Source organism: Streptomyces corallincola (genome assembly GCF_019104725.1).
In the GTDB taxonomy this organism is placed as follows: domain Bacteria; phylum Actinomycetota; class Actinomycetes; order Streptomycetales; family Streptomycetaceae; genus Streptomyces; species Streptomyces corallincola.
Genome location: NZ_JAHRXF010000008.1, coordinates 90588 through 116961 on the forward strand (window position 1 = coordinate 90588; position 26374 = coordinate 116961).

Annotated in this window: 23 protein-coding genes and 1 tRNA gene; 14 read left to right on the forward strand and 10 right to left on the reverse strand. The window is 73.0% G+C overall.

The window, feature by feature from the left end:
• The 6 genes from KUM39_RS08305 to KUM39_RS08330 all read left to right on the forward strand — a co-directional run bounded on the left by KUM39_RS08305 (window position 1) and on the right by KUM39_RS08330 (window position 8454).
• Window positions 1-1677: a beta-N-acetylhexosaminidase gene (locus KUM39_RS08305; protein ID WP_308288083.1), complete on the forward strand. Its 1677-nt coding sequence runs from the start codon at window positions 1-3 to the stop codon at window positions 1675-1677.
• A gap of 341 nt (window positions 1678-2018) precedes the next feature.
• Entirely contained in the window at window positions 2019-2912 is an 894-nt protein-coding gene (locus KUM39_RS08310) for an FAD binding domain-containing protein (RefSeq protein ID WP_217784787.1), read from the forward strand.
• A complete protein-coding gene (locus tag KUM39_RS08315) occupies window positions 2909-4567 on the forward strand; it encodes a 2Fe-2S iron-sulfur cluster-binding protein (RefSeq protein WP_217784788.1) in 1659 nt (552 codons plus the stop codon). The genes KUM39_RS08310 and KUM39_RS08315 overlap by 4 nt, the downstream gene beginning before the upstream one ends.
• Window positions 4564-6885 (forward strand): xanthine dehydrogenase family protein molybdopterin-binding subunit, encoded by a 2322-nt coding sequence (locus KUM39_RS08320; RefSeq protein ID WP_217784789.1) that lies wholly within the window; start codon window positions 4564-4566, stop codon window positions 6883-6885. Before KUM39_RS08315 ends, KUM39_RS08320 begins: the two co-directional genes overlap by 4 nt.
• A 23-nt stretch (window positions 6886-6908) precedes the next feature.
• A complete protein-coding gene (locus tag KUM39_RS08325; protein WP_217784868.1) occupies window positions 6909-7124 on the forward strand; it encodes a hypothetical protein in 216 nt (71 codons plus the stop codon).
• Window positions 7125-7257: 133 nt separating this feature from the next.
• Window positions 7258-8454, forward strand: coding sequence for an SUKH-4 family immunity protein (locus KUM39_RS08330; protein WP_217784790.1), 1197 nt, complete (start codon window positions 7258-7260; stop codon window positions 8452-8454).
• A 68-nt stretch (window positions 8455-8522) separates the two neighbouring features.
• On the opposite strand, the gene KUM39_RS08335 is transcribed toward KUM39_RS08330, so the two are convergent.
• Window positions 8523-8993 (reverse strand): hypothetical protein, encoded by a 471-nt coding sequence (locus KUM39_RS08335; RefSeq protein WP_217784791.1) that lies wholly within the window; start codon window positions 8991-8993, stop codon window positions 8523-8525.
• Between the two features lie 124 nt (window positions 8994-9117).
• Window positions 9118-9933: a class I SAM-dependent methyltransferase gene (locus KUM39_RS08340; protein ID WP_217784792.1), complete on the reverse strand. Its 816-nt coding sequence runs from the start codon at window positions 9931-9933 to the stop codon at window positions 9118-9120.
• Window positions 9934-9986: 53 nt separating this feature from the next.
• Between KUM39_RS08340 and KUM39_RS08345 the strand changes: the two genes are divergently transcribed.
• Both KUM39_RS08345 and KUM39_RS08350 read left to right on the forward strand, forming a co-directional pair.
• Window positions 9987-10706: a GntR family transcriptional regulator gene (locus KUM39_RS08345; RefSeq protein ID WP_217784793.1), complete on the forward strand. Its 720-nt coding sequence runs from the start codon at window positions 9987-9989 to the stop codon at window positions 10704-10706.
• Window positions 10707-11048: 342 nt separating this feature from the next.
• Window positions 11049-11273: a hypothetical protein gene (locus KUM39_RS08350; protein ID WP_217784794.1), complete on the forward strand. Its 225-nt coding sequence runs from the start codon at window positions 11049-11051 to the stop codon at window positions 11271-11273.
• A gap of 99 nt (window positions 11274-11372) precedes the next feature.
• Here KUM39_RS08350 and KUM39_RS08355 read toward each other — a convergent pair.
• A tRNA-Cys gene (locus KUM39_RS08355) sits at window positions 11373-11444 on the reverse strand.
• A 177-nt stretch (window positions 11445-11621) separates the two neighbouring features.
• On the opposite strand from KUM39_RS08355, the gene KUM39_RS08360 reads away from it, so the two are divergent.
• From KUM39_RS08360 to KUM39_RS08375, 4 genes are all read left to right on the forward strand, one after another.
• A complete protein-coding gene (locus KUM39_RS08360) occupies window positions 11622-13100 on the forward strand; it encodes an MFS transporter (protein WP_217784795.1) in 1479 nt (492 codons plus the stop codon).
• 176 nt (window positions 13101-13276) lie between these two features.
• The gene (locus tag KUM39_RS08365) at window positions 13277-15073 is read left to right on the forward strand and encodes a DEAD/DEAH box helicase (protein ID WP_217784796.1); all 1797 of its coding nucleotides are present in this window, start codon (window positions 13277-13279) and stop codon (window positions 15071-15073) included.
• 305 nt (window positions 15074-15378) lie between these two features.
• Window positions 15379-16020, forward strand: a complete 642-nt coding sequence (locus tag KUM39_RS08370) for an IclR family transcriptional regulator (RefSeq protein ID WP_217784797.1) — start codon at window positions 15379-15381, stop codon at window positions 16018-16020.
• Window positions 16021-16182: 162 nt separating this feature from the next.
• A complete protein-coding gene (locus KUM39_RS08375) occupies window positions 16183-16974 on the forward strand; it encodes a S16 family serine protease (protein ID WP_217784798.1) in 792 nt (263 codons plus the stop codon).
• A 58-nt stretch (window positions 16975-17032) separates the two neighbouring features.
• On the opposite strand, the gene KUM39_RS08380 is transcribed toward KUM39_RS08375, so the two are convergent.
• Genes KUM39_RS08380 through KUM39_RS08400 form a run of 5 tightly spaced genes read right to left on the reverse strand, consistent with a single transcriptional unit; the run spans window position 17033 to window position 21350 of the window.
• Window positions 17033-17992, reverse strand: a complete 960-nt coding sequence (locus KUM39_RS08380; RefSeq protein ID WP_308288084.1) for a glycine betaine ABC transporter substrate-binding protein — start codon at window positions 17990-17992, stop codon at window positions 17033-17035.
• Window positions 17989-18930, reverse strand: coding sequence for an ABC transporter permease (locus KUM39_RS08385; RefSeq protein ID WP_246619804.1), 942 nt, complete (start codon window positions 18928-18930; stop codon window positions 17989-17991). Before KUM39_RS08385 ends, KUM39_RS08380 begins: the two co-directional genes overlap by 4 nt.
• The gene (locus tag KUM39_RS08390; RefSeq protein WP_217784799.1) at window positions 18927-20165 is read right to left on the reverse strand and encodes a betaine/proline/choline family ABC transporter ATP-binding protein; all 1239 of its coding nucleotides are present in this window, start codon (window positions 20163-20165) and stop codon (window positions 18927-18929) included. The genes KUM39_RS08385 and KUM39_RS08390 overlap by 4 nt, the downstream gene beginning before the upstream one ends.
• Before the next feature lie 14 nt (window positions 20166-20179).
• Window positions 20180-20827 carry an ABC transporter permease gene (locus KUM39_RS08395; RefSeq protein WP_217784800.1) on the reverse strand — a complete coding sequence of 216 codons (648 nt, stop codon included), beginning with the start codon at window positions 20825-20827 and terminating at the stop codon, window positions 20180-20182.
• A 25-nt stretch (window positions 20828-20852) separates the two neighbouring features.
• A complete protein-coding gene (locus KUM39_RS08400) occupies window positions 20853-21350 on the reverse strand; it encodes an Lrp/AsnC family transcriptional regulator (RefSeq protein WP_217784801.1) in 498 nt (165 codons plus the stop codon).
• 122 nt (window positions 21351-21472) lie between these two features.
• Here KUM39_RS08400 and hppD point away from each other — a divergent pair, with 122 nt between their 5' ends.
• The gene (gene hppD, locus KUM39_RS08405) at window positions 21473-22627 is read left to right on the forward strand and encodes a 4-hydroxyphenylpyruvate dioxygenase (protein WP_217784802.1); all 1155 of its coding nucleotides are present in this window, start codon (window positions 21473-21475) and stop codon (window positions 22625-22627) included.
• Window positions 22628-22655: 28 nt separating this feature from the next.
• On the opposite strand, the gene KUM39_RS08410 is transcribed toward hppD, so the two are convergent.
• Window positions 22656-24149 (reverse strand): tetratricopeptide repeat protein, encoded by a 1494-nt coding sequence (locus KUM39_RS08410; RefSeq protein ID WP_217784860.1) that lies wholly within the window; start codon window positions 24147-24149, stop codon window positions 22656-22658.
• A gap of 116 nt (window positions 24150-24265) precedes the next feature.
• On the opposite strand from KUM39_RS08410, the gene KUM39_RS08415 reads away from it, so the two are divergent.
• Window positions 24266-25672, forward strand: a complete 1407-nt coding sequence (locus KUM39_RS08415; protein WP_217784803.1) for an FAD-binding oxidoreductase — start codon at window positions 24266-24268, stop codon at window positions 25670-25672.
• Window positions 25673-25724: 52 nt separating this feature from the next.
• On the opposite strand, the gene KUM39_RS08420 is transcribed toward KUM39_RS08415, so the two are convergent.
• Window positions 25725-26138, reverse strand: coding sequence for an SsgA family sporulation/cell division regulator (locus KUM39_RS08420; RefSeq protein ID WP_217784804.1), 414 nt, complete (start codon window positions 26136-26138; stop codon window positions 25725-25727).
• Between the last annotated feature and the right edge of the window lie 236 nt (window positions 26139-26374).

Here is a 26374-nt window from a genome sequence, read left to right on the forward strand (position 1 = left end):
GTGATCGACGCGACTCCCCACGACGGCACCGGCGTTCCGGCCGGACTGGTCCCAGCCCCCCGCCGACTGGCGCCCGCCGGGACCCTCACCCTGCACGCCGGGACCGGCATCGACGAGGGCCCCGGCACCGCCCGTACCGCCCGCTGGCTGCGCGGCGCCCTCGGCGCGGCCACCGGGTTCCCGCTGGACCCCGCCCGCGAGGGCGACCGGATCACGCTGCGGGTCGTACCGGCACTGGAGACGGAGGCGGGCGGCCCCGAGGCGTACCGGCTGCGCCACGGCGACGGCGGGACGGTGATCGAGGGGGCGAGCCCCGCCGGGGTGTTCTGGGGCGCCCAGACCTTCCGGCAGCTGCTCGGCGCCGACGCCTTCCGGCGGGCGCCGCTCGCCCGCCGGGACGCCTGGGTGTACCCGGCGGCGGCCGTCGAGGACGCGCCCCGGTTCCGCTGGCGCGGGCTGATGCTGGACGTGGCACGGCACTTCATGCCCAAGGACGGGGTGCTGCGCTATCTCGATCTGATGGCCGCCCACAAACTGAACGTGTTCCACTTCCACCTGACCGACGACCAGGGCTGGCGCGTCGAGATCGAGCGGTATCCGCGCCTCACCGAAGTCGCCTCCTGGCGCTCCCGGACGAAATTCGGGCACCGCGCCTCCCCGCTCTGGGACGACCGGCCGCACGGCGGCTTCTACACCCGGGACGACATCCGCGAGATCGTCGCCTACGCCGCCGAGCGGCACATCACCGTGGTCCCGGAAATCGACGTGCCCGGCCACTCCCAGGCCGCCATCGCCGCCTATCCGGAACTCGGCAACACCGACGTGGTGGACACCGCCGCGCTCTCCGTCTGGGACAACTGGGGAATCTCCGCCAACGTGCTCGCCCCGACCGAGGACGTACTCCGTTTCTACGAGGGCGTGTTCGAGGAAGTCCTGGAGCTGTTCCCCGCCGACGCCGCCGAGTTCTCGCCGTTCGTGCACATCGGCGGCGACGAATGCCGCAAGGAGCAGTGGACGGAGTCGGTCACCGCCAAGACCCGCATCGCCGATCTCGGGCTGGCCGACGAGGACGCGCTCCAGTCCTGGTTCATCAAGCACTTCGACCGCTGGTTCGCCGCGCGCGGGCGGCGCCTGATCGGCTGGGACGAGATCCTGGAGGGCGGTCTCGCGCCGGGGGCCGCCGTCGCCTCCTGGCGCGGCTACGGCGGCGGGATCGCGGCGGCCCGCGCCGGGCACGACGTGGTGATGTGCCCGGAGCAGTACGTGTACCTGGACCACCGTCAGGCGCCCGGCGAGGACGAGCCGGTGCCGATCAGTCATGTGCGCACCCTGGAGGACGTGTACCGCTTCGAGCCGGTCCCCGAGGCGCTCACCGAGGCCGAGGCCCGCCATGTGCTGGGCACTCAGGGCAACGTGTGGACCGAGGTGATGGAGGACGCGGGGCGGGTGGACTACCAGACCTTCCCGCGCCTCGCCGCGCTCGCGGAGGTCGCCTGGAGCGAGCTTCCCGCCCCGGCGGCACGGGACTTCGCGGACTTCGAGCGCCGGATGAGCGAGCACTACCGGCGGCTCGACGCCCTCGGGGTGGCGTACCGGCCGCCCGCCGGACCGCACCCCTGGCAGCGGCGGCCCGGGGTGCTGGGACGGCCGAAGGACGGGCCGCCGCCGAACCGGTAGGCGCGGTGGGCGGGGCGGATGGCCGGGGGCGCCGGGGGCAGGGAGGCGCCGTGGACACGGGGGCGCCGTGGGGGTGCGCGGGGGAGTGCGGTCCGGTGGGCGTGCGCCCGCGCACACCGGACAAACCTCCCAGTGCTCCCCAAAGAGGTTTGATCCGTACGCTCCGCAGAAGTGCCACGAAAACCCGTCAACCCCGCGACGACAGGGACGAACACCTCCTAGCGGACCCCCGCGTTCGGCCCCTGCGAAGATGTGCCAGAGTTGCCACGTCCGACCTGTGACCACGTACCGTACGGCCACACAGGTCGGAACAGGTGGGGCAGCGGGAAGGGGCAGCCGGTTTGACCACGCACGCACCCGGGGCGGCGCAGGCCGTCACGCTGCCCACGACCCTGGACGAGGCGGTGGCGGCCCTCACCGCGCTGCCCGCGGCCGTCCCCGTGGCCGGTGGCACCGACCTCATGGCGGCCGTCAACTCCGGCCAGCTCAGGCCCGCCGCGCTCGTCGGCCTCGGCCGCATCAGCGAGATCCGCGGCTGGCAGTACCTCGACGGACACGCCCTGCTCGGCGCCGGACTCACCCACGCCCGCATGGGCCGCCCCGACTTCGCCGCGCTGATCCCCGCGCTCGCCGCCGCCGCCCGCGCCGCAGGCCCCCCGCACATCCGCAACGCGGGCACCCTGGGCGGCAACATCGCCTCCGCCGCGCCCACCGGCGACGCGCTGCCGGTGCTGGCCGCGCTGGAGGCCACCCTGGTCATCGCCGGGCCCGACGGCGCCCGCCGCGAGATCCCGGTGTCCCACCTGCTCGCCGGGGTGGACATGCTGCGCGGCGGCGAACTCATCGGCTTCGTCCGGGTCCCGCTGCTGCACGCCCCCCAGGTCTTCCTGAAGGCCACCGGGCGCACCGGCCCCGGCCGCGCCCTCGCCTCGGTCGCGCTGGTCCTCGACCCGGCCCGGCGTGGAGTGCGCTGCGCGGTCGGCGCCATAGCGCCCATGCCGCTGCGCCCGCTGGACGCCGAACAGTGGGTCGCCTCGCTCATCGACTGGGACAACGACCGCGCCCTGGTCCCCGAGGCGCTGACCGCCTTCGGGGAGTACGTCGCCGCGGCCTGCATCCCCGACCCGGCACCCGAACCCGACGGCTCGGTGGTCCCGCTGCCGCCCGCCGTACTGCATCTGCGGCGCACCGTCGCCGCACTGGCCCGACGAGCACTCGGGAGGGCGCTGTCGTGACCGACGACCGGCACGGAGAGGGCACGCCCCCCGGCGGCAGCCGGTGGGACCCGCTGCCCCAGGGCGACTACGACGACGGCGCCACCGCGTTCGTCAAACTCCCCGAGGGGGGCATCGACGCCCTGCTGGCCGGCGACAGCCCGCTGGCCGCGCCCGGCCACGGCTACGTGCCCCCGCGCATCGCCGCCGCCCCGCCCGCCGAGGACCAGGACGGCGGCTGGGCCCCGGCCGACGGCCACCAGTGGGCCGACCCGGACGCGGCCCCCCCGCGGCACCCCGCCGACGACCGGTTCACCTACCGGCCGGACGCCACCCAGCCGTGGGCGTACGACGAGACCGCCGCGCCCGCCCCCGGCCACGAGGTCACCGGCCAGTGGTCGATCCCGGTCGCGGGCGGTGATCTCCCGGACGAGTCGGGGGAGTTCAGCCCCGCCGCGCTGGCCGAGCAGTGGGGCACCGCCCCGCCCGCCACGCTCCCCGGCGGCGCACCGGCGCCCTGGGCGACCGAGGGCGCCGGACAGCCCTGGGGCCAGCTCCCCCCGCGCCACCCCGAAGGCGCCGCCCACGGGTACGCCCCGGAGGCCCCGCCCGCCGAACACCCCGAGCTGGTCGAGCCGGTGACCTATCCGAGGCCCGCCGGGCACGGGGAGCGGGCGCCGTACGACGAACAGGGCGGCCCCGCCGGACCCGGTCCGCGCGACGAGCGGTACGAAGACGCGCCCGACGAGCCGTACGACCCCGAGGGCCCCCCGGAGGCCGCCGGGACGCCCCTGGACGGCCCCGAGGAGCCCGCCGGACCCGAGACCGCTGCCGAGGGCCCCGAGGCCGCCGGAGAGGCACCGGAGGACGCGCCCGAGGACGTGCCCGAGGCCGCCGGGACGGAGGCGGAGGCCCCCGGGTCCGCCGGGTCCGCCGGGTCCGCCGGAGATGCAGAGGCGCCCCCGGCGGCCCCCGTCGCGGAGGAGCCCGCCCCCGAACCCCTCCCGCCGCACGACGACCACCCCCTCGCCTCCTACGTGCTCCGCGTCAACGGCACCGACCGCCCCGTCGCGGACGCCTGGATCGGCGAGTCCCTGCTCTACGTGCTCCGCGAGCGCCTCGGCCTCGCCGGGGCCAAGGACGGCTGCTCGCAGGGTGAGTGCGGCGCCTGCAACGTCCAGGTGGACGGCCGGCTCGTCGCCTCCTGCCTGGTCCCGGCGGTCACCTCGGCGGGCAGCGAGGTCCGTACCGTCGAGGGCCTCGCCGCCGACGGGCAGCCCTCCGACGTGCAGCGCGCCTTCGCCCGCTGCGGCGCCGTGCAGTGCGGGTTCTGCGTGCCCGGCATGGCGATGACCGTGCACGACCTGCTGGAGGGCAACCCCGCCCCCACCGAACTGGAGACCCGGCAGGCCCTGTGCGGCAACCTCTGCCGCTGCTCCGGCTACCGGGGCGTACTGGACGCCGTCCGCGAGGTCGTCGCCGAACGCGAGGCACGCGGCGCCGACGACGACGGCGAGCCGCGCATCCCGCACCAGGCGGGCCCCGGCTCCGGCGGCGTGCACCACTCCGCGTTCGACGCCCCCGGCGTCTTCGACAGCCCCGGCACCTTCGCCGCCCCCGCACCCCACGACGGCCCGCACGAACCGCACCACGGCCAGGACGGAGGCCAGGCGTGAGCCAGGATGCCGCCACCGCGCCCCTCACCGCCCCCGGCGACCCGGAGGCCGTCCCCGGCCCCGAACCGCTCCCGCACGGCCTCGGCGTCTCCCTGCCGCACGCCGACGCGGCGGCCAAGACCGAGGGCACCTTTCCCTACGCGGCCGACCTGTGGGCCGAGGGCCTGCTCTGGGCGGCCGTACTGCGCTCCCCGCACGCGCACGCGCGCATCGTCTCCATCGACACCCGGCACGCCCGCGAGATGCCCGGCGTACGCGCCGTCGTCACCCACGAGGACGTGCCCGGCACCCCGCGCCACGGCCGGGGCACCCCCGACCGGCCGGTGTTCGCCGCCGAGGTGGTGCGCCACCACGGCGAGCCCATCGCCGCCGTCGCCGCCGACCACCCCGACACCGCCCGGATGGCCGCCGCCGCCGTCATCGTGGAGTACGAGGTGCTGGACCCGGTCACCGACCCGGAGCAGGCGTTCGAGGCCGAGCCCCTGCACCCCGACGGCAACCTGATCCGGCACATCCCGCTCAGTCACGGCGACCCGGACGCGGCCGGTGAGGTCGTGGTCGAGGGGCTGTACCGGATCGGCCGCCAGGACCCGGCGCCCATCGGCGCCGAGGCCGGACTCGCCGTACCGCGCCCGGACGGCGGGGTCGAGCTGTACCTCGCCTCCACCGACCCGCACGCCGACCGCAACACCGCCGCCGCCTGCTACGGGCTCTCCCCGGAACAGGTGAAGATCGTCGTCACCGGGGTGCCCGGCGCCACCGCCGACCGCGAGGACCAGGGCTTCCAACTCCCGCTCGGCCTGCTCGCGCTGGCCACCGGCTGCCCGGTCAAGCTCACCGCCACCCGCGAGGAGTCCTTCCTCGGGCACGCCCACCGCCACCCCACCCTGCTCCGCTACCGCCACCACGCCGACGCCGACGGGCGGCTGGTCAAGGTCGAGGCGCAGATCCTGCTCGACGCCGGTCCCTACGCCGACACCTCCGCCGACGCGCTCGCCGCCGCCGTCTCCTTCGCCTGCGGCCCGTACGTCGTGCCCAACGCGTTCATCGAGGGCTGGGCGGTGCGCACCAACAACCCGCCCTCCGGGCACGTGCGCGGCGAGGGCGCCATGCAGGTGTGCGCCGCGTACGAGGCGCAGATGGACAAGCTGGCCCGCAGACTCGGCCAGGACCCGGCCGACCTGCGCCTGCGCAACGTCCTGGCCACCGGGGACGTCCTCCCCATCGGCCAGACGGTGACCTGCCCGGCGCCGGTCGCCGAACTCCTCCAGGCGGTACGCGACGAACCGCTGCCCGCGCTGCCCAAGGACGCCCCCGAGGACGAGTGGCTGCTGCCCGGCGGTCCCGAGGGCGCGGGCGAGCCCGGCGCGGTCCGCCGGGGCGTCGGCTACGGCCTCGGCATGGTGCACATGCTGGGGGCGGAGGGCGCCGACGAGGTGTCCACCGCGACCGTCAAGGTCGAGGACGGCGTGGCGACCGTGCTGTGCGCGGCCGTCGAGAGCGGCCAGGGCTTCACCACGCTGGCCCGGCAGATCGTCCAGGAGACCCTGGGCATCGACGAGGTCCGCGTCGCCCCCGTGGACACCGACCAGCCGCCCGCCGGAGCGGGCTGCCGTGGACGGCACACCTGGGTCTCCGGCGGCGCGGTGGAACGCGCGGCCAAGATGGTCCGCACCCAGCTCCTCCAGCCGCTCGCGCACACCTTCGGCATGTCCACCGAACTGCTCCAGATCGCCGACGGCAAGATCACCTCGTACGACGGGGTGCTCTCCACCACCGTCGCGGAGGCCCTGGAGGGGAAGTCCCTCTGGGCCACCGCCCAGTGCCGCCCCCACCCCACCGAGCCCCTGAACGCCGACGGCCAGGGCGACGCCTTCGTCGGCCTCGCCTTCTGCGCGATCCGCGCGGTGGTGGACGTGGACATCGAGCTGGGCTCGGTCCGCGTGGTCGAGCTGGCGGTGGCACAGGACGTAGGCCGGGTGCTGAACCCGGCGCAGCTCACGGCACGCATCGAGGCGGGCGTCACGCAGGGGGTGGGCATCGCCCTCACCGAGAACCTGCGCACCCCGCGCGGGCTCGTCCGCCATCCCGACCTCACCGGCTACGCCCTGCCGACCGCGCTGGACGCGCCCGACATCCGGATCGTCCGGCTGGTCGAGGAACGGGACGTGGTGGCGCCGTTCGGCGCGAAGTCGGTGAGCGCGGTGCCGGTGGTGACGTCCCCGGCCGCGATCGCCTCGGCGGTGCGGGCGGCCACGGGGCGGCCGGTGAACCGGCTGCCGATCCGGCCGCAGGCGGCCGTGGTGGTGGAGCGGTGAGCGCGGGAGAGGAGCGGCGCGGAATGAGCGCGGACGTGGATGTGGACGTGGACGTGGATGGGGACAGGGATGTGGCCGGGGCCGGGGCTGCGGCTGCGGCTGCGACCGACCGTACGGTGACGGAGGAGCGGCGGTACGAGCCGCCGCCGAGCGTCGGGAAGCTGTTCTTCTGGGTGCTGCTGTTCGTGGTGGCGGCCCTGGCCGTGGTGCTCGGCGGGGTGTACTTCACGCGCGGCTGAGGGCGTGGGGAGCCGCCGTGCTCCCGCTGTGACCTGCTGAAATCCCGTGCTCTGCGCTATTTCTGAGCCGTTGTCAGTGGTGGGGCGTACTGTCCTCCCCAGTGACAGGACGGCGTGCGGAGGCGGGGGAGCGATGAGGACGACGGGGGCGGACGCGGGTACGGCGGCGGTGGCGCTGACCGAGGCGGAACTGGACCGGTACGTCACGCACGCGCCCACGCGCGGCCTGCTCGCCACGGCGGGTGCCCCCGCCGACACCGGCCCGCTGACGTTCTCCCCGCTGCGCGCCCACGGTCTGCGGACCTGCGCGGAGGCGACGGAGGGCCCGCTGCGGCTGGCGGAGGAGCTGCGCGACCGTCTGGTGATGGGCGAACTGCTGTCCCCGGCGGGGACCCGGCGCGGTGCGGCCGGGCGCGAGTCGATCCTGCTCGACGGCGCGACGGGCGAGATCAGCACGGCGTATCTGCACCGGGGTTCGGCCCCGCGCCCCTTCGCCCCGTCCCTGACGACCCTGCTCCGCTTCGCGGCGGCGACCGAGGAACTGGCGGGCCTGCGCGGGCGGTTCGCCTCGCTGGCCGGGCAGTACGGCGTGGCGACGGCGACGGAGGCGTCCCGCCGCCTGCTGGCGTTGTTCGAGGAGGGCACGGACGGTGTGCTCCCGCCGTACTGGAAGGCGACGGCGCTGATCCGCCCGCTCTCCCTGCTGGCGGGCCCCGGCACGGCGAACGGCCTGACGCTGGAGGTGCCGACGCGGGTGCTGGAGCAGGAGTTCGGACCGGGCCGGATGGCCCGCTTCGACGAGGTGGACTTCCCGCCGACCCTGACCCATGAGCCGACCCGCCGGTTCCTCCGCGACGCGGGCCTCCCGGAGCAGGCGTCCGTCTTCCACGCGGACACGGACATCCCGCTGCCGACGCTCACGGAGTACGCGGAGGAGGAGAGCCTCTCCGGCCTCCCGGCCCACGCGGACCACCTGATCCGGGTGGGCGCGCTGGCCGAGGCCCACAGCCTGCTCCTCGACGGCCGCACCGGCGCGGTCCTCACCTACGCGGACGACGACGGCGCCCTCCACCCCCTCAACACCGACCTCTCCACCCTCACCTTCACCCTCTGGCTCCTCCACCACGAGCACACCATCAACACCCACCTGGACGGGGAACTGACGGCCACCGCCCACGACCACCTGGCGGCGGTGATGCGGGAGACGCTGGGGGCGGTGGACGGGACGGGGTCGGAGCCGGGGCCGGGGGTGTCGGCTTCTTCTTCGGCTTCGGCGGACTGGCACTACTGGACTTCGTTGCTGGAGAACGAGGCGAGCGGCGTGCTGTGAGGCGTCTCGCCGACCGGCGGGGCAGGTGGGGCTGGCGGGACGGGGTGGGGCTGGCGGGGCGGGGTCGGCTAGTTCGCCTCGCGTGAGGCGGCGTATTTCGCCGCGGCCTTCTCGCACGCGACCGGCTTGCCGCCCGCGGGGACGCTCTGTTCCAGGTGCTGGAGGACACCGAAGGCGTCTTCCTCACCGGCGCCGTGCTTCTTGAGGTCCGACAGGGTGCTGCCGATGATCCCGGCGAGGTGGGCGGGGTCCTCGGAGCAGCGCGGGGCCAGTGCGCCGAGCACGTCCTGATACTGGGCCGCGGGCCGGGTCCCGCCGTCGAGCGCGGCCAGTCGGTCCGCCGGGGTCGTCGGGGTCGCCGGTGCGGAGGAGACGGGGGCTGGTGTGGCCCCGGCCGTCGCACCGCTGCTCCGCGTGCCCGCGCTCGCGCCCGCACGTTCCGCCCCGCCCTGCCCCTGGGCCCCGCCACACCCGCCAATGGCCAGCACGGCGACCACCACCGCACCCAGCCCGACCCCGGTCTTCGTCCGCTGCCGCATGTTCCCCCCAGGAACCGTCAGTACTTCTTGATCACGACGGGGGGACCGTACACCTGGCGTGCGACAGGAGGGCACGGTGGGGCGACGGAGCAGGTCGCCGTAGCGCGGTCCGGGATGCCGTGCGTCAGGCGGGGCGGCGGGCGAGGGCCAGCAAGTGCGAGCCGGCGGCCAGGAGTTCGGGGTGGGGTTCGGCGAGGCGGGCGGCGGTGAGGGCGGAGCGGAAGAGGTCGGTGTCCCGGAAGTCGCCGCCGGTGCCGCGCTCGGCGGCCGCGAGCATCGACCAGGCGGGACCCTCCACCCCGAACACCCGGGTCTCCTCGAACCCCGCCGCCCGGACCTCCGCACCGAGCTCCGCTCCGCTGTGGAAGTAGGCCGAGGTGAACGCCTTCTTCCCGTCGTGGACCTGGGTGGCGAGGATCGCGCCGACACTCTCGCGCATCGCCGGGCGGTGCAGATGCGCGAAGGCCGCATGCTCGAAGAGGGACGCGTACCGGTTGATCCCGGCTGCCGCCAGCAGCCCGCCCGGCTTCAGTACCCGTGCCGCCTCGGCCAACGCGCGGTCCCGGTCCGCCCGTTCGACCAGGTGGTACAGCGGCCCGAGCAACAGCACCACGTCGAAGCTGCCGTCCGCCGCCGTGAGCAGCCGAGCATCCCCCAACTCCACGGTGGCGCCCACCTGTTCCGCCTGCTCCAGATGCCGGGGCACCGGATCGACCAGATGCACCCCGTACCCGTCCCCCACCAGCCACCGCGCATGCGCCCCCGGCCCACCCCCGACATCCAGCACCCGCGCCGGCACCGGCGGCAGCCACCTCCGCAACAACTCCTGAGTCCGCACCATCTCCAGCACCCCGTCCGCCGTACCGCTCAGCCGGGTGCTCTCATCGACGGTCTCGCCGTAGAACCTGGCGATCTCCGGTGCCAACTCGGGCTTCGTCATGCGGGCATTCTGATGGTAGACCGGTGGACCAGTCCACTGATCGGAAGTGCGTCATGGCCCTGCTGAAGTACGAGCAGATCGCGGAGGATCTCCGCACCCGGGTCGCCGCAGGCGAGTTCGGTCCCGGTGAGTTGCTGCCCTCAAGCCGTGATCTGGCGGAGCAGTGGCAGGTGTCGCGGGCGACCGTGGTCAAGGCATACGACATGCTGCGGTTCGACGGTCTTGTAGAGGCTCGACAGGGCTCGGGATTCACCGTTGCGGAGACGCCTCTCGCGCGGCCTGCGGGCGGCCGTGGTAAGGGTTCCAGCCGGATCGCGGGCGGTGCGCCGTACCGGAGGCTGGGGGCCCCGGACCGGGTCGTGCCGCCCGAGCGCATCGCCGAGGCGCTGGAGTTGACGCCGGGGGAGACCGCGCTGCGCAGATCGCGCCTGGTACTGCTCGACGACGCCCGGCCGGGCACTCTGGTCACCGCGTGGTTCCCGGCCGCCGTCGCGAACCTGTCCCCCAAGCTGTCCCAGGAAGGCCCGATCGCCGAGGGCACGACCCACTACGTACGCCGGACCACGGGGCGCTCCCCGGCCGAGGGTGTGGACACCACGACGGTCCGCCTGATCCAGCCCGACGAGGCCCTTCTCCTGGAGGTGGACGCCCTTACAGCCGTGGCGGTCGTGCTCCACGTGGCCTATGACGAGCAGCATCGGCCGCTGGTGTGCGAGCAAGGGGTCACGCCCTCCCACGTCTTCGAGGAGACGACGACATACCCCATGCGGTAGAGAATCCACGATCCGCTTGACTGGACCGGTCCACCGGTCCAGTCTTCTTTTTTGTCGGGCGAACACGCCACGTAAGCGCGCGCACATCGCCCTGTCACGAGAAGTGCGAAGCCCCGGCGGCCGCTGGCACGGTTCCGGGGCACGGTCAACGCCGTTGAGGAGCGTGGACATGAACGACAGTACCGCCCCGTCCGGGGAACCGGCGGGGCCCAAGATGACGATCAGGATCTACAAGGTCGGACCAGGCCGTGTTCCCGCGCGGCCGGTGCGTACCGTCTCGGTGCCGCGCGGGGATGAATTGCCCTTGTCGGTGCAAATGGGCAGTGGGACGGAGTCGTGTCGTTGCCCGCGCCACGGAGGGCGATGAGCGGGCGGCGGTATCCCGGTCCTGCTGTCGATCTGCCGCTGGACGGCTGGTTGTACGAGGCGAAGCCGCACGAGGGCTGCGAGCGCTGTGCCGAGTTGATGAGGCAACTCGGTGCGGCGAAGGAGCGTGGTGACGCGAACGCCCGTTTCGAGGCGGCGCGCGCTGTCCGCAACTGTCGGCACGGGGTGGAGCGGCAATAGGGGACTTCGCTCGGGCGTCCGGCGGATCGCGCGGGAAAACGAAAGGGAGCGGTACCCGCTTTCAGAGGTGCCGCTCCCTTTCCCTCTGTCGAAGAACAGAGGCCGTGGCGGGAATTGAACCCGCGTACCTCGCTTTGCAGGCGAGTCCCTGGGCCACTCGGGCACACGGCCGGGTTGGTGACGAGTACGACCGTAGGAGCCCGGGGGTGGGGGGTTCAAGGAGTGCGGGCGGGGTGCAATGGGGTTGCCACGCGGCGTTCACGAAGAGTGGTCCTAGGACTGGTGGCGTACACAGAGGGCGGCTTTTGACAGGGGTCAACCGGGGTGAAGGGCCTTACGCTGGCTCTCATGCGTGCCGTTCGGTCCCAGGACCCCCCACTCACCGACGACCGGCAGAGCGGTGGAGTGCTGGGAGCCGAGTACCGGGCGCTCAGTGTCGGGATCGTGTCCGTCGTGCTGCTGATCGCGTTCGAGGCGACCGCCGTGGGAACGGCGATGCCCGTCGCCGCGCGGGAACTGCACGGGGTCGGGCTGTACGCGTTCGCCTTCTCCGGGTACTTCACCACCAGCCTGTTCGGGATGGTGCTGTCGGGGCAGTGGTCCGACCGGCGGGGCCCGCTCGCGCCGCTGACCTGCGGAATCGCCGCGTTCGCGGCCGGACTCGTCGTCGCCGGGACCGCGCGGGGCATGTGGGTGTTCATCCTGGGGCGGGCCGTGCAGGGGCTCGGCGGGGGACTAGTCATCGTCGCCCTCTATGTCGTCGTCGGCCGCGCCTACCCCGGACGGCTCCGCCCCGCCATCATGGCCGCCTTCGCCGCCGGTTGGGTCGTCCCCTCCATCGTCGGCCCCCTCGCCTCCGGCGCCGTCACCGAACACCTCGGCTGGCGCTGGGTCTTCCTCGGCATCCCCGTCCTCGTCGTCCTGCCCCTCGCCCTGGCCCTCCCGCAGATCCGCCGCCGCACCGCCCCCGACCCCACGCCCACCGGGAACACCGGGGACACCGGGAACACCCGGGACACCGGTACGACCCGTCCCCCCGAGCCCCGCCGCATCCGCCACGCCCTCGCCATCTCCCTCGGCGCCGGACTCCTCCAGTACGCCGCCCAGGACCTGCGCTGGCTCTCGCTGCTCCCCGGTGTCGTCGGCGCCGCCCTCCTCGTACCGGCCGTGCTCGCGCTGCTGCCGCGCGGGACCTACCGGGCCGTACGCGGGCTGCCGTCGGTCGTGCTGCTGCGCGGGGTGTCGGCGGGGGCGTTCATCTCGGCGGAGTCGTTCGTGCCGCTGATGCTCGTCACGCAGCGCGGGCTGTCGCCGACGCTGGCCGGGTTCTCACTGGCGGCGGGCGGGCTGACCTGGGCGCTCGGGTCGTGGGTGCAGTCCCGGCCGCGCGTCGAGCCGTACCGGGAGCGGCTGATGACGTTCGGGATGGCGCTGGTGGCCGCCGCGATCGCCGCCGCGCCGAGTGTGCTGCTGGCCGGGGTGCCGGTGTGGACCGTCGCCGTCGCCTGGGGGTTCGGGTGCTTCGGGATGGGGCTGGTGATCTCCTCCACCAGCGTGCTGCTCCTCCAGCTCTCCCCGCCCCGCGAGGCCGGTGCCAACTCCGCCGCCCTCCAGATCTCCGACGCCCTCTCCAACGTCGTCCTGCTCGCCGCCGCCGGTGCCGCCTTCGCCGCGCTCGGCGGGGGCGGCGCGGCGGCCGTCACCGCGGCCCACACCACCGGCTCCGCCGCCCACCTCCACCCCGTCGCCTTCGCCGCCGTCTTCCTCCCGATGGCTGTCGTCGCCCTGTTCGGTACGTGGGTGAGCAGACGGCTCGGCGAACGGTGACCTTTACGGGCGGCCCTGGGCAGCACCAGCAACTCGGCGAACCCCTGTGACGTGAATCGCACCCTCCCCGACCCACCCCCGTCCGCCCCCGGCGGAGCCGCTCGCGCCGGTAGGGTGGCCCGGTTCCCGCTCCGGCGGGATGTCGTCCATGTCGGCCTACCCCCGCCTCGGAGACCGTGACTACTTCCGCCGTTCCCGCCTCGTCGCACCACCTGTCACCCGCCTTTCCGGGCCGCGCGCCCTGGGGTACCGCGAGCAAGCTGCGGGCCTGGCAGGAGGGGGCGATGGAGAAGTACATCCAGGAGCAGCCGCGCGACTTCCTCGCCGTGGCCACCCCGGGTGCCGGAAAGACGACGTTCGCGCTGACGCTGGCGTCCTGGATGCTGCACCACCACGTCGTCCAGCAGGTGACCGTGGTCGCGCCGACCGAGCACCTGAAGAAGCAGTGGGCCGAGGCGGCGGCGCGGATAGGGATCAAGCTGGACCCGGAGTACAGCGCGGGTCCGCTCGGCCGGGACTACGACGGCGTCGCCGTGACGTACGCGGGCGTCGGCGTCCGCCCCATGCTGCACCGCAACCGCGTCGAGCAGCGCAAGACGCTCGTCATCCTGGACGAGATCCACCACGCCGGTGACTCCAAGTCCTGGGGCGAGGCGTGTCTGGAGGCGTTCGAGCCGGCCACCCGCCGCCTCGCGCTCACCGGCACCCCGTTCCGCTCGGACACCAACCCGATCCCCTTCGTCGCGTACGAGGAGGACAACGCGGGCATCCGCCGTTCCGCCGCCGACTACACGTACGGATACGGCTCCGCGCTCTCCGACGGCGTCGTGCGCCCGGTGATCTTCCTGTCGTACAGCGGGCAGATGCGCTGGCGCACCAAGGCGGGCGACGAGATCGCGGCGCGGCTCGGCGAGCCGATGACGAAGGACGCCGTCAGCCAGGCGTGGCGTACGGCGCTCGACCCGCGCGGCGACTGGATGCCGAGCGTGCTGCGCGCCGCCGACCAGCGGCTGACCGAGGTCAGGAAGGGCATCCCGGACGCGGGTGCCCTGGTCATCGCCTCCGACCAGGAGTCCGCGCGCGCCTACGCCAAGCTGATCCGCGAGATCACCGGTACGAAGGCCACCCTCGTCCTCTCCGACGACGCGGGCGCCTCGAAGCGCATCGACGACTTCAGCGCGAGCGAGGACCGCTGGATGGTCGCCGTCCGCATGGTGTCCGAGGGCGTGGACGTGCCCCGGCTCGCGGTCGGGGTGTACGCCACCACCATCTCCACCCCCCTCTTCTTCGCGCAGGCCGTCGGCCGCTTCGTCCGCTCCCGGCGGCGCGGCGAGACCGCCTCCGTGTTCCTGCCGACCGTGCCGGACCTGCTGACCTTCGCGAACGAGATGGAGGTGGAGCGGGACCACGCCCTCGACAAGCCGAAGAAGAACGGCGAGGAGGACCCGTACGCCGAGTCCGAGCAGGAGATGGAGGAGGCGAACAAGGAGCAGGACGAGGACACCGGCGAGCAGGAGCAGTTCTCGTTCGAGGCGCTGGAGTCCGAGGCCGTCTTCGACCGCGTCCTCTACGACGGCGCCGAGTTCGGCATGCAGGCCCACCCCGGCAGCGAGGAGGAGCAGGACTACCTCGGCATTCCGGGGCTGCTGGAGCCCGACCAGGTCCAACTCCTGCTCCAGAAGCGGCAGGCACGGCAGATCGCGCACAGCCGCAAGAAGCCCGACACCGAGGCCGATCTCCTCGAACTCCCCGCCGAGCGGCGGCCGGTGGTCAGCCACAAGGAGATGATGGAGCTGCGCAAGCGGCTCAACACCCTCGTCGGTGCCTACGTCCACCAGAGCGGCAAGCCGCACGGCGTCATCCACACCGAACTGCGCCGGGTGTGCGGCGGTCCGCCCAGCGCCGAGGCCACCGCCGGACAGCTCGGCCAGCGCATCGAGAAGGTCCAGGAGTGGGCCACCCGCATGCGCTGACCCGCGCCGCGACCCCGGCGGACCCGGCACCCCAACTCCCGTACCGGGACGAATCCTTCCAGTTGGGGCCGGGTGCTGACCGGATTCTGGACGGAGACTTCCGCTCAGCGAACCCCCTTCGCTACTGTCCCGCTACGCACACGCCCCGTGGCAGTACAACTGCGGGGCGCAGCCGTGAAGCGACACGCGCCCACAGCGGCCGGGCCGTCCTGCCGATCGGTGACCTCCGCAGCGCGGTGCCGACGGACTCGGGGCCGCATCCGCCGCGCGGAGGCACCGGTCTCACCGCCGAAGGAGTGGGCGTCGTGACCGCCGAGACCTCGCAGACGCTCGACCGTGGACTGCGCGTCCTCAAGCTGCTCGCCGACACCGACCACGGGCTGACCGTGACCGAGCTGTCCGTACGGCTGGGCGTGAACCGCACGGTGGTGTACCGGCTGCTGGCCACCCTTGAGCAGCACGCGCTGATCCGCCGCGACCTCGGCGGCCGGGCCCGCGTCGGGCTCGGGGTGCTGCGCCTGGGCCGCCAGGTGCACCCCCTGGTACGGGAGGCCGCGCTGCCCGCGCTGCGCTCGCTCGCGGAGGACATCGGCGCGACCGCGCACCTGACCCTGGTGGACGGCACCGAGGCGCTGGCCGTCGCGGTGGTCGAGCCGACCTGGACCGACTACCACGTCGCCTACCGCGCCGGGTTCCGGCACCCGCTGGACCGGGGTGCCGCCGGGCGCGCCATCCTCGCCGCCCGGCAGACCCGTGCCGCCGAGCCCGCCTGCACCCTCACCCAGGGCGAACTGGAGGCCGGTGCCTGCGGTGCCGCCGCGCCGCTGGTCGGGGTCACCGGGCTGGAGGGGAGCGTGGGCGTGGTCATGCTCGCGGACGCCGTACCCGAGCGGGTCGGGCTGCGGGTGGTGGACGCGGCCCGCGAGGTGGCGGAGGCGCTGCGCTGAGCGGTGCCCCGCTCCCGCGATCCCGTAGCGGACCCCCGTGGTCCCGCTTCCGTACGGGCCCCCGTTATCCCGCTTCCCGCGAGGGACCACCCGCACGGGACCCCCGCACCCCCCTGACGTGCGCCGCACAGGTGCCCCGGGGCCGTCACGTAGATTGATTCCGTGCTCTCACGTCTCACGCGTCCCCAGGCCGTCGCCGTCTGTGCCCTGCCCGCCGCGGCCCTGATCGCCACCGCCGCGCTGGCACCGCTGCCGTTCGCGGTGGCGCAGCCCGGCCTGACCGCCAACGTGCTGGGCGAGAACAAGAACACCGAGGTCATCACGGTGTCGGGCGCGCCGGTGCGGAAGACCGACGGGGAACTGCGGATGACGACGATCGAGGCGACCGGCCCGGACACCTCCGCCCACCTCGGGGAGCTGATCACCGACTGGTTCCGCACCGACCGGGCCGTGATGCCCCGTGACGCGGTCTATCCGACGGGCGGCAGCGTCAAGGAGATCGAGCGGCACAACACCGAGCAGATGGAGCAGTCCCAGGACGCGGCGACGCAGGCCGCGCTCGGCTATCTCCACCTCAGCCCGGAGAAGGTGAAGGTACGGCTCCGGCTCGCGGACGTGGGCGGCCCGAGCGCGGGTCTGCTGTTCACGCTCGGGATCATCGACAAGCTCGACGGCGACGGCAGCGGCGGCGGCCTCACCGGGGGCCGGATCATCGCGGGTACGGGCACGATCGACGCGTCCGGCACGGTCGGCGCCGTCGGCGGGGTGGCCCTGAAGACGCAGGCCGCCCGCCGCGACGGCGCCACCGTCTTCCTGGTCCCGAAGGCCGAGTGCGCCGACGCCAGGGCCGAACTCCCCAAGGGGCTGCGGCTGGTGGCGGTCACCGACCTCAAGGGCGCGGTCAACTCGCTGGTCGCGCTGGAGAAGGGCACGGGGACCGTCCCGAGCTGCTGAACCCGGCCGGGCGGGGACCGGCCGGGCGAGCGGGTGGCCGACTCCCGCTCGGGCGGCCCTACTTCACGAACCCCTCCTTCTTCATCCAGTCCAGCGCCACCTGGTGCGGGTCCTCCCCGTCCACGTCCACCTTCGCGTTCAGCGTCTGCGCCACCGAGTTGTCCAGCTTCGCCGTGACCGGCTCGATGACCTCGGCGATGGCGGGCCACTTCTTCAACGCCTTGGTGTTGATGACCGGCGCCACGTTGTAGTTGGGGAAGAAGTGCTTGTCGTCGTCCATGACGACCAGGTGCAGCGAGCGGATGCGCCCGTCCGTGGTGAACACCTCGCCGTAGGTGCAACTGCCCTTCGCCGCCTGGGTGTAGATGATCCCGGTGTCCATCTGCGTGACGTTGCGCGCCGGGATGTCCATCCCGTACGCCTTCTCCAGGCCGTGGAGTCCGTCGGCGCGGTTGGCGAACTCGCCCTCCACGCACAGGGTGACGGCGTCGGGGTCCTTCTTCGACAGCTCGGCCACCTGGGAGAGCGTCTTCGTCCGGTACTTCTTGAAGTTGGCCTCGTTCATGGCGAGCGCGTAGGTGTTGTCCAGGCGGGACGGCGGCAGCCAGGTCACCCCGTTCTTCAGGTCGGCCCTGCGCACCGCCTCCCACTGGGCACGCGGGTCGGTGATCGGCTTGCTGTTGCCCTGGTACGTGATCCAGGCGGTGCCGGTGTACTCGAACATGGCGTCGCCCTGGCCGCTGGTGACGGCTTCCCGCGCGCCGATGGAACCCTGGATGCCGGTGCGGTCCAGGACGTTCGCCCCGGCCGCCTCGAAGGCGATGCCCATAATGGCGCCGAGCACCAGCTGCTCGGTGAACTCCTTGGACACCACGGTGAGATCGGCGCCCTTGAGTGGCTGTCCCCGCCCGATGGAGCCGGGTTGGACGTCGTCCACCATCGGGGACCCGCTGGTCAGGCCGCAGCCGGACACCAGCACGAGCAGCGCGGCACCGAGCGCGACGGTACGGCCCTTCACGCCTCCACCTCCAGACCGCGCGGGCGCAGCAGCACTTCCGCGAGCGAGGCCAGCCAGTCCACCAGCAGCGCCAGCGAGATGGTGAGAACGGCGCCCAGGATCAGTACCGGCATCCGCTGGTTGGTGATGCCGGTGGTGATCAGCACGCCGAGCCCGCCGCCCCCGCCGAAGGTGGCGAGGGTCGCGGTGCCGACGTTCAGGACCAGCGCCGTCCGTACACCGGCGAGGATCAGCGGTACGGCGAGCGGGAGTTCGACCCGCCCGAGCACCCCGAGCGGGGACATCCCGATGCCGCGTGCCGCCTCCACCAGCGTCGGGTCGTTGGCCTTGAGACCGGCGATGGTGTTGGCGAGGACCGGCAGCACCGCGTAGACGATGATGCCGATCAGCGCGGCCTTCGTGCCCGTGCCCAGCCAGATCACCAGCAGGGCCAGCAGGCCGATGGCCGGGGTGGCCTGGCCCATGTTGGCGATGGTCATGGCGATCGGGGTCGCCTTCCGGAACGCGCGCCGGGTGAGCAGGACGCCCAGCGGGATGGCGATGATCAGCACGAAGAACGTGGAGATCACGGTGAGCTGGATGTGCTGCCAGAGCGCCTTGGTGACCTGGCCGCCGGAGATCGCGTTGGTGGAGATCGTGTCCAGGTGGGCCTGCTGGAACCACAGCCAGGTGGCGAGCAGCAGCAGGATCAGCAGCGCGGGCAGCAGGGTCAGCCGCTGCCAGCCGATCCGGCTCAGCGGTGAGCGCCGGGCGGGAGGCGGGGGCGCGGGGCGCGCGGTCCCGTCGTCGGGCGGGCCCAGCCCGTCCGGTCCGTCCAGCCCCTCCGGTCCGTCGAGGTCGAGGCCGCCGACATCCGGCTTGCCCGCCCCGAGCCCGTCGGTGCCGGGCCCGTGGGGCCCGTACCCGCCGTCGCGGCCGTCGTCGTCCTTGCCGCTCATGCCTTCTGCTCCCCGCCGTCGCCCTCCTGCGCGAAGTGGGTCTGCTGGGTGCGGGTCTCCGCCAGCTCGTGCTGGTGTTCCATCGCCTCCAGCCGGTCCTCCTCCAGCAGTTCGTGGACCGAGTTCATCAGCGTCTCCATGTCCACCACGCCCAGATACTCACCGCGCCGCCCGGTCACCGCGACCCGGCCCGCGTTGTCGGTGAGCACGGCCTCCAGCGCGTCCCGCAGGGTCGCGTCCCGTGTCACCGTGTCGTGCACCAGCGTGCCCGCGCGCGCCAGCGAGCCGCGCGCCCGCATCAGGTCCCCGCGCCGCAGCCACTTGTAGGGGCGCCGGCGCCGGTCGAGCAGCAGGACCTCGTTGGTGCCGCTGCCCCGCAGATGGCCGAAGATCTCCTGGAGCGGGGTGTCCACGGTCACCGCCGGGTAGTCCCGCATCTCCACGTCCCGCACCCGGGTCAGGTTCAGCCGCTTCAGGGCCGCGCCCGCGCCGACGAACCCGGAGACGAAGTCGTCGGCCGGGTTGGTGAGGATGGCCTCCGGGGTGTCGAACTGGGCGATGTGCGAGCGCTCGCGCAGCACCGCGATCCGGTCGCCCAGCTTGATCGCCTCGTCGAAGTCGTGGGTGACGAAGACGATCGTCTTGTGCAGTTCGTGCTGGAGCCGGATCAGCTCGTCCTGGAGGTGGTCGCGGGTGATCGGGTCCACCGCGCCGAACGGCTCGTCCATCAGCAGGACGGGGGGATCGGCGGCCAGCGCCCGCGCCACGCCGACGCGCTGCTGCTGTCCGCCGGAGAGCTGGCGCGGATAGCGGTCGTGGAACTCGCCCGGATCGAGCCCGACGAGGTCCAGCATCTCCCCGACCCGGTCCCGCACCCGTGCCTTGGACCAGCCGAGCATCTTCGGCACCAGCGCGATGTTCTGCGCCACGGTCAGGTGCGGGAAGAGACCGGACGACTGGATGGCGTACCCGACCTTGCGGCGCAGCTTCACCGGGTCGATGCCGGTGACGTCCTCGCCGTTGATGCGGATGCGGCCGCCGGTCGGCTCGATCAGCCGGTTGATCATCTTCAGGGTGGTGGACTTGCCGCACCCGGAGGGGCCGACGAAGACGACCGTCTCCCCGGCCTTGATCTCCATGCTGACGCTGTCCACGGCGGGCTGTTCGGTGCCCGGGTAGTGCTTGGTCAGATTCTCCAGCTCGATCGTCGCCCCGGCGACGGCCTGCTCAGTCACGGATACCCCTCGTATCAGTCACGGATACCCCTCGGAATGGTCAGCCGTCCGATCAGGACGTACGCGGCGTCGAACAGCAGCGCCAGGACGATGATCCCGAGGGTGCCCGCCAGGACCTGGTTCAACGCGTTCTTGCTGCCGAGCGACGCCAGGCCCCGGAAGATCTCGTTGCCGAGTCCGGGCCCGGAGGCGTAGGCGGCGATGGCGGCGATGCCCATCAGCATCTGGGTGGCGACCCGGATGCCGGTCAGGATCGGCGGCCAGGCCAGCGGCAGTTCGATCCGCAGCAGCCGCATCGTGCGGGACATCCCGATGCCGCGCGCCGCGTCCACCAGCGCCGGGTCCACCCCGCGCAGGCCCACGATGGCGTTGCGGGTGATGGGCAGCAGCCCGTACAGGGTCAGCGCGATCACGGTCGGCGCGACACCGAGCCCGACCACCGGGATGAGCAGACCGATCAGCGCCAGCGACGGCATGGTCAGGATGGTGGAGGTGGTCAGCGTGGCAAGGTTCGCGGCCCACGCGGTGCGATAGGTGACGACCCCGACCACCACCCCGATCAGGGTGGCGACCACCATGCACTGGAAGACCGCGCTGGCGTGCTGGTAGGCGTCCACGAGCAGCTGCTGATGGCGGGTGCCGAGATACTCCCAGAAGTTCATGCCGGTTCCCCCGCGCTCCAGACGTTCATACCGGCTCCCCTGCGGTCGTCTCCTCGTCGTCCCCGGCCGCCTGCTCCACGAGCGGGATGATCCGCAGCGGAACGGGGTTCTCCATGACGATCGCCGTGGAGGCCCGGACGATGCCATCAAAGCCGACGACCCGGTCGATCACCCGCTGGAGATCGGCGTTGGAGCGGGCCACCAGGCGGCACAGCATGTCCCCGGTGCCCGTGGTGGTCAGCAGTTCCAGCACCTCCGGCACGGTCGCCAAGTACGCCCGCACGTCGGGGCCTTGGCCCTGCCGGATCTGGAGCGTGGCGAACGCGGTGACCGGGTAGCCGAGCGCGGCCGGGTCCACCTGGGGACCGAATCCGCGGATCACTCCATTCGACTGAAGCCGCTCCAGGCGCGCCTGCACCGTGCCGCGCGCCACACCGAGCCTGCGGGACATCTCCAGCACGCCGATCCGCGGCTCCCGGTCCAGCAGCACGATGATCCGGCCGTCCAGACGATCGATCGCCACCGCACCCCTCCCTCTGGTCATCCTGTACAGAAAGTCCGCCGAAACAGTGGTTCTGCTGGTCATACTGCCCAACAAAAGCGCAAACTATTGCGCACCTTGCGAGGCAGGGTCACGCTTCGGCTATGACGCAGACCACAGACGGCACCCAGCACGTTCCCGACACCGCACGGCAGGCCGATCCCTTCCCGGTCAAGGGAATGGACGCGGTCGTCTTCGCCGTGGGCAACGCCAAGCAGGCCGCGCACTACTACTCCACGGGCTTCGGCATGAAGCTGGTCGCCTACTCCGGGCCGGAGAACGGCAGCCGGGAGACCGCGAGCTACGTGCTGGAGAGCGGGTCCGCCCGCTTCGTCCTCACCTCCGTCATTCGTGCCGAATCCGACCACGCCCGCTTCCTTGAGCGGCACGTCGCCGAGCACGGGGACGGAGTCGTCGATCTTGCCATCGAGGTGCCGGATGCCCGCGCCGCGTACGCGTATGCCATCGCACACGGTGCGCGTTCCGTGGAGGAACCGTACGAGATCAAGGACGAGCACGGCACCGTGGTGCTCGCCGCCATCGCCACCTACGGCGAGACCCGGCACACCCTGGTCGAGCGCGGCGGCTACGACGGCCCCTACCTGCCCGGTTACACCGCCGCCGACCCGATCGTCGAGCCCCCGGCCCAGCGCACCTTCCAGGCCGTGGACCACTGCGTCGGCAACGTCGAACTCGGCCGGATGAACGAGTGGGTCGCGTTCTACAACAAGGTCATGGGCTTCACGAACATGAAGGAGTTCGTGGGCGACGACATCGCCACCGAGTACAGCGCGCTGATGTCCAAGGTCGTCGCGGACGGCACCCTCAAGGTCAAGTTCCCGATCAACGAGCCCGCCGTGGCCAAGAAGAAGTCCCAGATCGACGAGTATCTGGAGTTCTACGGCGGCGCGGGCGTCCAGCACATCGCGCTCAACACCAACGACATCGTGCGCACCGTCCGCACCATGCGCGCCGCCGGTGTCCAGTTCCTCGACACCCCGGACTCCTACTACGACACCCTCGGCGAGTGGGTCGGGGACACCCGCGTCCCGGTGGACACCCTGCGCGAGCTGAAGATCCTCGCCGACCGCGACGAGGACGGCTACCTGCTGCAGATCTTCACCAAGCCGGTCCAGGACAAGCCGACCGTCTTCTTCGAACTCATCGAGCGGCACGGCTCGATGGGCTTCGGCAAGGGCAACTTCAAGGCTCTCTTCGAAGCCATCGAGCGCGAGCAGGAACGGCGCGGCAACCTGTAACACCCTGGCAGGTCAAGGACGTTCGGGTTCAGAGGAAATCGGCGGGCGGGGGCTTCTCGGGCAGCGCGTCCAGCCCCCGCAGCGCCTCCCGCGCCTCGGGCGCCCGCAGCGGCGAGAAGTACGGGTTGACGCGCAGCGCGTCCTCCAGATCGCGTCGCGCGGGCGCGTAGTCGTCCAACTCCCGCTCGATCATGCCCCGGTGGAACGCGTACAGCGCGCTGCGCACCCCGCCACCCTTGGTCGAGTCGGTGGCCGTCTCCGCGAAGGTCAGCGCCTCCTCGTCGTCACCGGCCCGGTGCAGCGCCCAGCCCAGCGCGTCGGCCACCTCGATGCCGGGCTGGCGCTGCCACTCCGCGCGCAGCCGCTCCACCGCCTCCTCCGGGTCGCCGTGATCGGCCTCGTACCGGCCGATCAGCAGCTCCTCGTCCACCCCACCGGCCACCGTCCGCCGGGTCCGCTCCAGCAGCAGTTCGTACTGGGTGCGCGCGGCGTCGCTCTGGCCCAACGCCTCGTACAGCTCGCCCAGTTCGAGCGTGGCGTACGGGTCGGGCTGCCGGGCCAGCGCGGTCTGGTACGCGGCCACCGCCTCGTCGGGGCGGTCCAGCGCGGCCAGCACCCGCGCCCGGCCGGTGAGCGCCGCCGGCTCGTCCGGGTCCAGCCGCAGCGCCGCCTCGAAGTGCCGCAGCGCGTCCTCCCGTTCGCCCCGCTCCCACGCCAGCTGCCCGGTCCGGGTGAGGTACGCGGCCTGCTCGGCGGGGGTGCGGGCGGCGGCGGCCGCGTCGGTGAGCTGCGCGACCGCGTCCTCCCGCCAGCCCCGGTCCCGGTACACGGCGGCGGCCCGCGCCATCACCGCCGGACGCGCCGCCGCGTTCACCTTGAGCGCCATCAGCCTGTCCAGCGCGCCCCGGGCCGCCTTGTAGTCCCCGAGCCCGGTGTACGCGTCGATCAGCGCCGGGTACGCCTGCCAGCGCCCGGGGTCCCGCTTCACCGCCTGCTCACCGAAGGACCTCGCGGTGGGGAAGTCCCGCCGGGCCACCGCCAGCGCGGTCATCGCGTCCAGCGCCACCGCGTCCCCGGCCGGACCCGCCGCCTCCAGCGCGGTGCGCAGCGCCCGCTCCGCGCGCGGGAAGTCCGCCGCGTCCACCGTGTGCCGACCCCGCTCCAGATACGCCGACCCCAGCACCGCCCACGCGGCCACGTCCCCGGGGCGGGCCCGTACCGCGCTCTCCTGCCGGGCGATCAGCGTGGCCAGCGCGGGCGGTGCGGCCGGTACCCCGGAGGTGACGGCGGTCAGCGCCCGCGCCTGGGCCCGCGCCTCCGCGCGCGCCCGTGCCTGCGCCTGCGCGCCCGCCGAGGGACGGGCCGGGGTCCGCTCCGGCGCGGCGGGCAGCAGGACGAGGACCGTGCCCGCCGCCACACACACCGCCCCGGCCGCGATCAGCAGGCGGCGGCGCCCGCGGCGGCGGGGCGGCCCGGGCACCGGGGAGGGCGTCGGGGACGGCGTCGGTGACGGCGGACCCATATGGCCGTACTGTCGGATTTCCATACCGATCACTGTGCGTCAGCCGGGCGGGGGAGCCCGTCCGGCCGAGGGAAGGCACGGACGGGGTTCACACCGATGGCCCCGAGTGCGAGGCTATGATCATGAGCCGTATCGAAGCCCCCCGCGACGAACACACCGGCACCCTCACCGACCGGCTCCTCGCCGTCCTGCCGCCGGAAGCCGTGCTCACCGACCCGGACGTCACCGCGTCCTACGCCCACGACATGGCCAGCTTCTCCCCGGCCGGGGCCCCCGCCGTCGTCGTGCTGCCGCGCACCGTCGAGCAGGTCCAGCACGTCATGCGCACCGCCACCGCACTGCGCGTCCCGGTCGTCCCGCAGGGCGCCCGCACCGGCCTGTCCGGCGGCGCCAACGCCACCGACGGCTGCGTCGTGCTGTCCCTGGTGAAGATGGACCGCATCCTGGAGATCAACCCCGTGGACCGGGTCGCCGTCGTGGAACCCGGCGTCGTCAACGCCGTGCTGTCCCGCGCGGTCGGGGAACACGGCCTCGCCTACCCGCCGGACCCGTCCAGCTGGGAGACCTGCACCATCGGCGGCAACATCGGCACCGCCTCCGGCGGCCTGTGCTGCGTGAAGTACGGCGTCACCGCCGAGTACGTCCTCGGCCTTGACGTCGTCCTCGCCGACGGCCGCCTGATGTCCACCGGCCGCCGCACCGCCAAGGGCGTCGCCGGATACGACCTGACCCGGCTCTTCGTCGGCTCCGAGGGCACCCTCGGGATCGTGGTCCGGGCGGTGCTCGCGCTGCGCCCCAAGCCGCCGGAACAGCTCGTGCTGGCCGCCGAGTTCGCCTCCGTCGCCGCCGCCTGCGACGCGGTCTGCCGGATCACCGAGGGCGGCCATGTGCCCTCACTGCTGGAGCTGATGGACCGCACCACCGTCCAGGCGGTCAACGCCTACGCCCGCATGGGGCTGCCCGAGGACACCGCCGCGCTGCTGCTGGCCGCCTTCGACACCCCCGACCCGGCCGCCGACCTCGCCGCCGTCGCCGCGCTCTGCGAGGCCGCGGGCGCCACCCAGGTCGTCCCCGCCGAGAACGCCGCCGAGTCCGAACTCCTGCTCCAGGCACGCCGGTTGTCCCTCACCGCGCTGGAGGCCGCGCGCGGCACCACGATGGTGGACGACGTGTGCGTGCCCCGCTCCCGGCTCGACGCCCTCCTCGCGGGCGTCGAACGCATCGCCGCCGAGTACGACCTCACCATCGGCGTCTGCGCCCACGCCGGTGACGGCAACACCCACCCCACCGTCTGCTTCGACCCCGCCGACCCCGACGAGACCCGCCGCGCCCGTGAGTCCTTCGACGCGATCATGGCCCTCGGCCTCGAACTCGGCGGCACCATCACCGGGGAACACGGCGTCGGCATCCTCAAGAAGGAGTGGCTCGCCCGCGAACTCGGCCCGGTGGGACTGGAGATGCAGCGGGCCGTGAAGGGCGTCTTCGACCCGCTGGGCATCCTGAATCCGGGGAAGCTGTTCTGAGGACGTTGCCTGTGGGGCGGGCCTCCGGCGTGGTCCGCCCCGCGGGGGAGCCTCACCGGGCCAGGAGTTCGTCCAGGGCGTCGTCCAGACCCAGACGGCCCGCTTCCGTGCCCGGCGCCACCACCCGGAGGGTCCGCTCCAGCCAGGCGGAGACCTGGGGGGAGGGCGCCTCCAGGAGGGCGTCGCCGTCGGGGGAGCTGAGGGCCATGAGGACCACGCTGCGGCCGTCCACCTTGGTCGGCCAGACGCGTACGTCCCCGTGCCCGCAGGGCCGGAACACCCCCTCCACCAGCAGCTCGCGGGCGAACGTCCAGTGCACGGGGTGCTCGGAGTTGATGTGGAACGTGACGTGCACCGCGTACGGGTCGTCGGAGCGGTACGCGAGCCGGGCCGGGACGCCGATGCTCCGCTCGGGCGACAGAATGAGCCGCAGCTCCAGTTCCCGTTCCACCACCGTGTGCTGCATGACCTGCTTCTCCTCGTCTGCCGGGGCCGCTCGGAGTGGGCCCGCACCCGGAGAGAGGGGGTTCGGGCGCGGCCATTACGCGGGTTGGGGGAAGTTTTCCGGCTCGGTGCCCCAAGTCCCGCACGCCGTTGCCCGGAAAGGGGTGGGTCCGGCGGGACTGCCCGTACGGCCCGCCCGCGTCTGATAGATGTGGGGGTCCCCGAAATACACCCCCGAGCAGATACGGGACGACGGCC

Excerpts from the sequence above, each read along its gene's own strand:
- KUM39_RS08325 (WP_217784868.1), top strand. The coding sequence starts at position 6,909 with ATGAGCGCGGACGTGGATGTGGACGTGGACGTGGATGGGGACAGGGAT.
- KUM39_RS08330 (WP_217784790.1), top strand. The coding sequence starts at position 7,258 with ATGAGGACGACGGGGGCGGACGCGGGTACGGCGGCGGTGGCGCTGACC.
- KUM39_RS08335 (WP_217784791.1), bottom strand. The coding sequence starts at position 8,993 with ATGCGGCAGCGGACGAAGACCGGGGTCGGGCTGGGTGCGGTGGTGGTC.
- KUM39_RS08340 (WP_217784792.1), bottom strand. The coding sequence starts at position 9,933 with ATGACGAAGCCCGAGTTGGCACCGGAGATCGCCAGGTTCTACGGCGAG.
- KUM39_RS08345 (WP_217784793.1), top strand. The coding sequence starts at position 9,987 with ATGGCCCTGCTGAAGTACGAGCAGATCGCGGAGGATCTCCGCACCCGG.
- KUM39_RS08360 (WP_217784795.1), top strand. The coding sequence starts at position 11,622 with ATGCGTGCCGTTCGGTCCCAGGACCCCCCACTCACCGACGACCGGCAG.
- KUM39_RS08385 (WP_246619804.1), bottom strand. The coding sequence starts at position 18,930 with ATGAGCGGCAAGGACGACGACGGCCGCGACGGCGGGTACGGGCCCCAC.
- KUM39_RS08395 (WP_217784800.1), bottom strand. The coding sequence starts at position 20,827 with ATGAACTTCTGGGAGTATCTCGGCACCCGCCATCAGCAGCTGCTCGTG.
- hppD (WP_217784802.1), top strand. The coding sequence starts at position 21,473 with ATGACGCAGACCACAGACGGCACCCAGCACGTTCCCGACACCGCACGG.
- KUM39_RS08410 (WP_217784860.1), bottom strand. The coding sequence starts at position 24,149 with ATGGGTCCGCCGTCACCGACGCCGTCCCCGACGCCCTCCCCGGTGCCC.
- KUM39_RS08415 (WP_217784803.1), top strand. The coding sequence starts at position 24,266 with ATGATCATGAGCCGTATCGAAGCCCCCCGCGACGAACACACCGGCACC.
- KUM39_RS08420 (WP_217784804.1), bottom strand. The coding sequence starts at position 26,138 with ATGCAGCACACGGTGGTGGAACGGGAACTGGAGCTGCGGCTCATTCTG.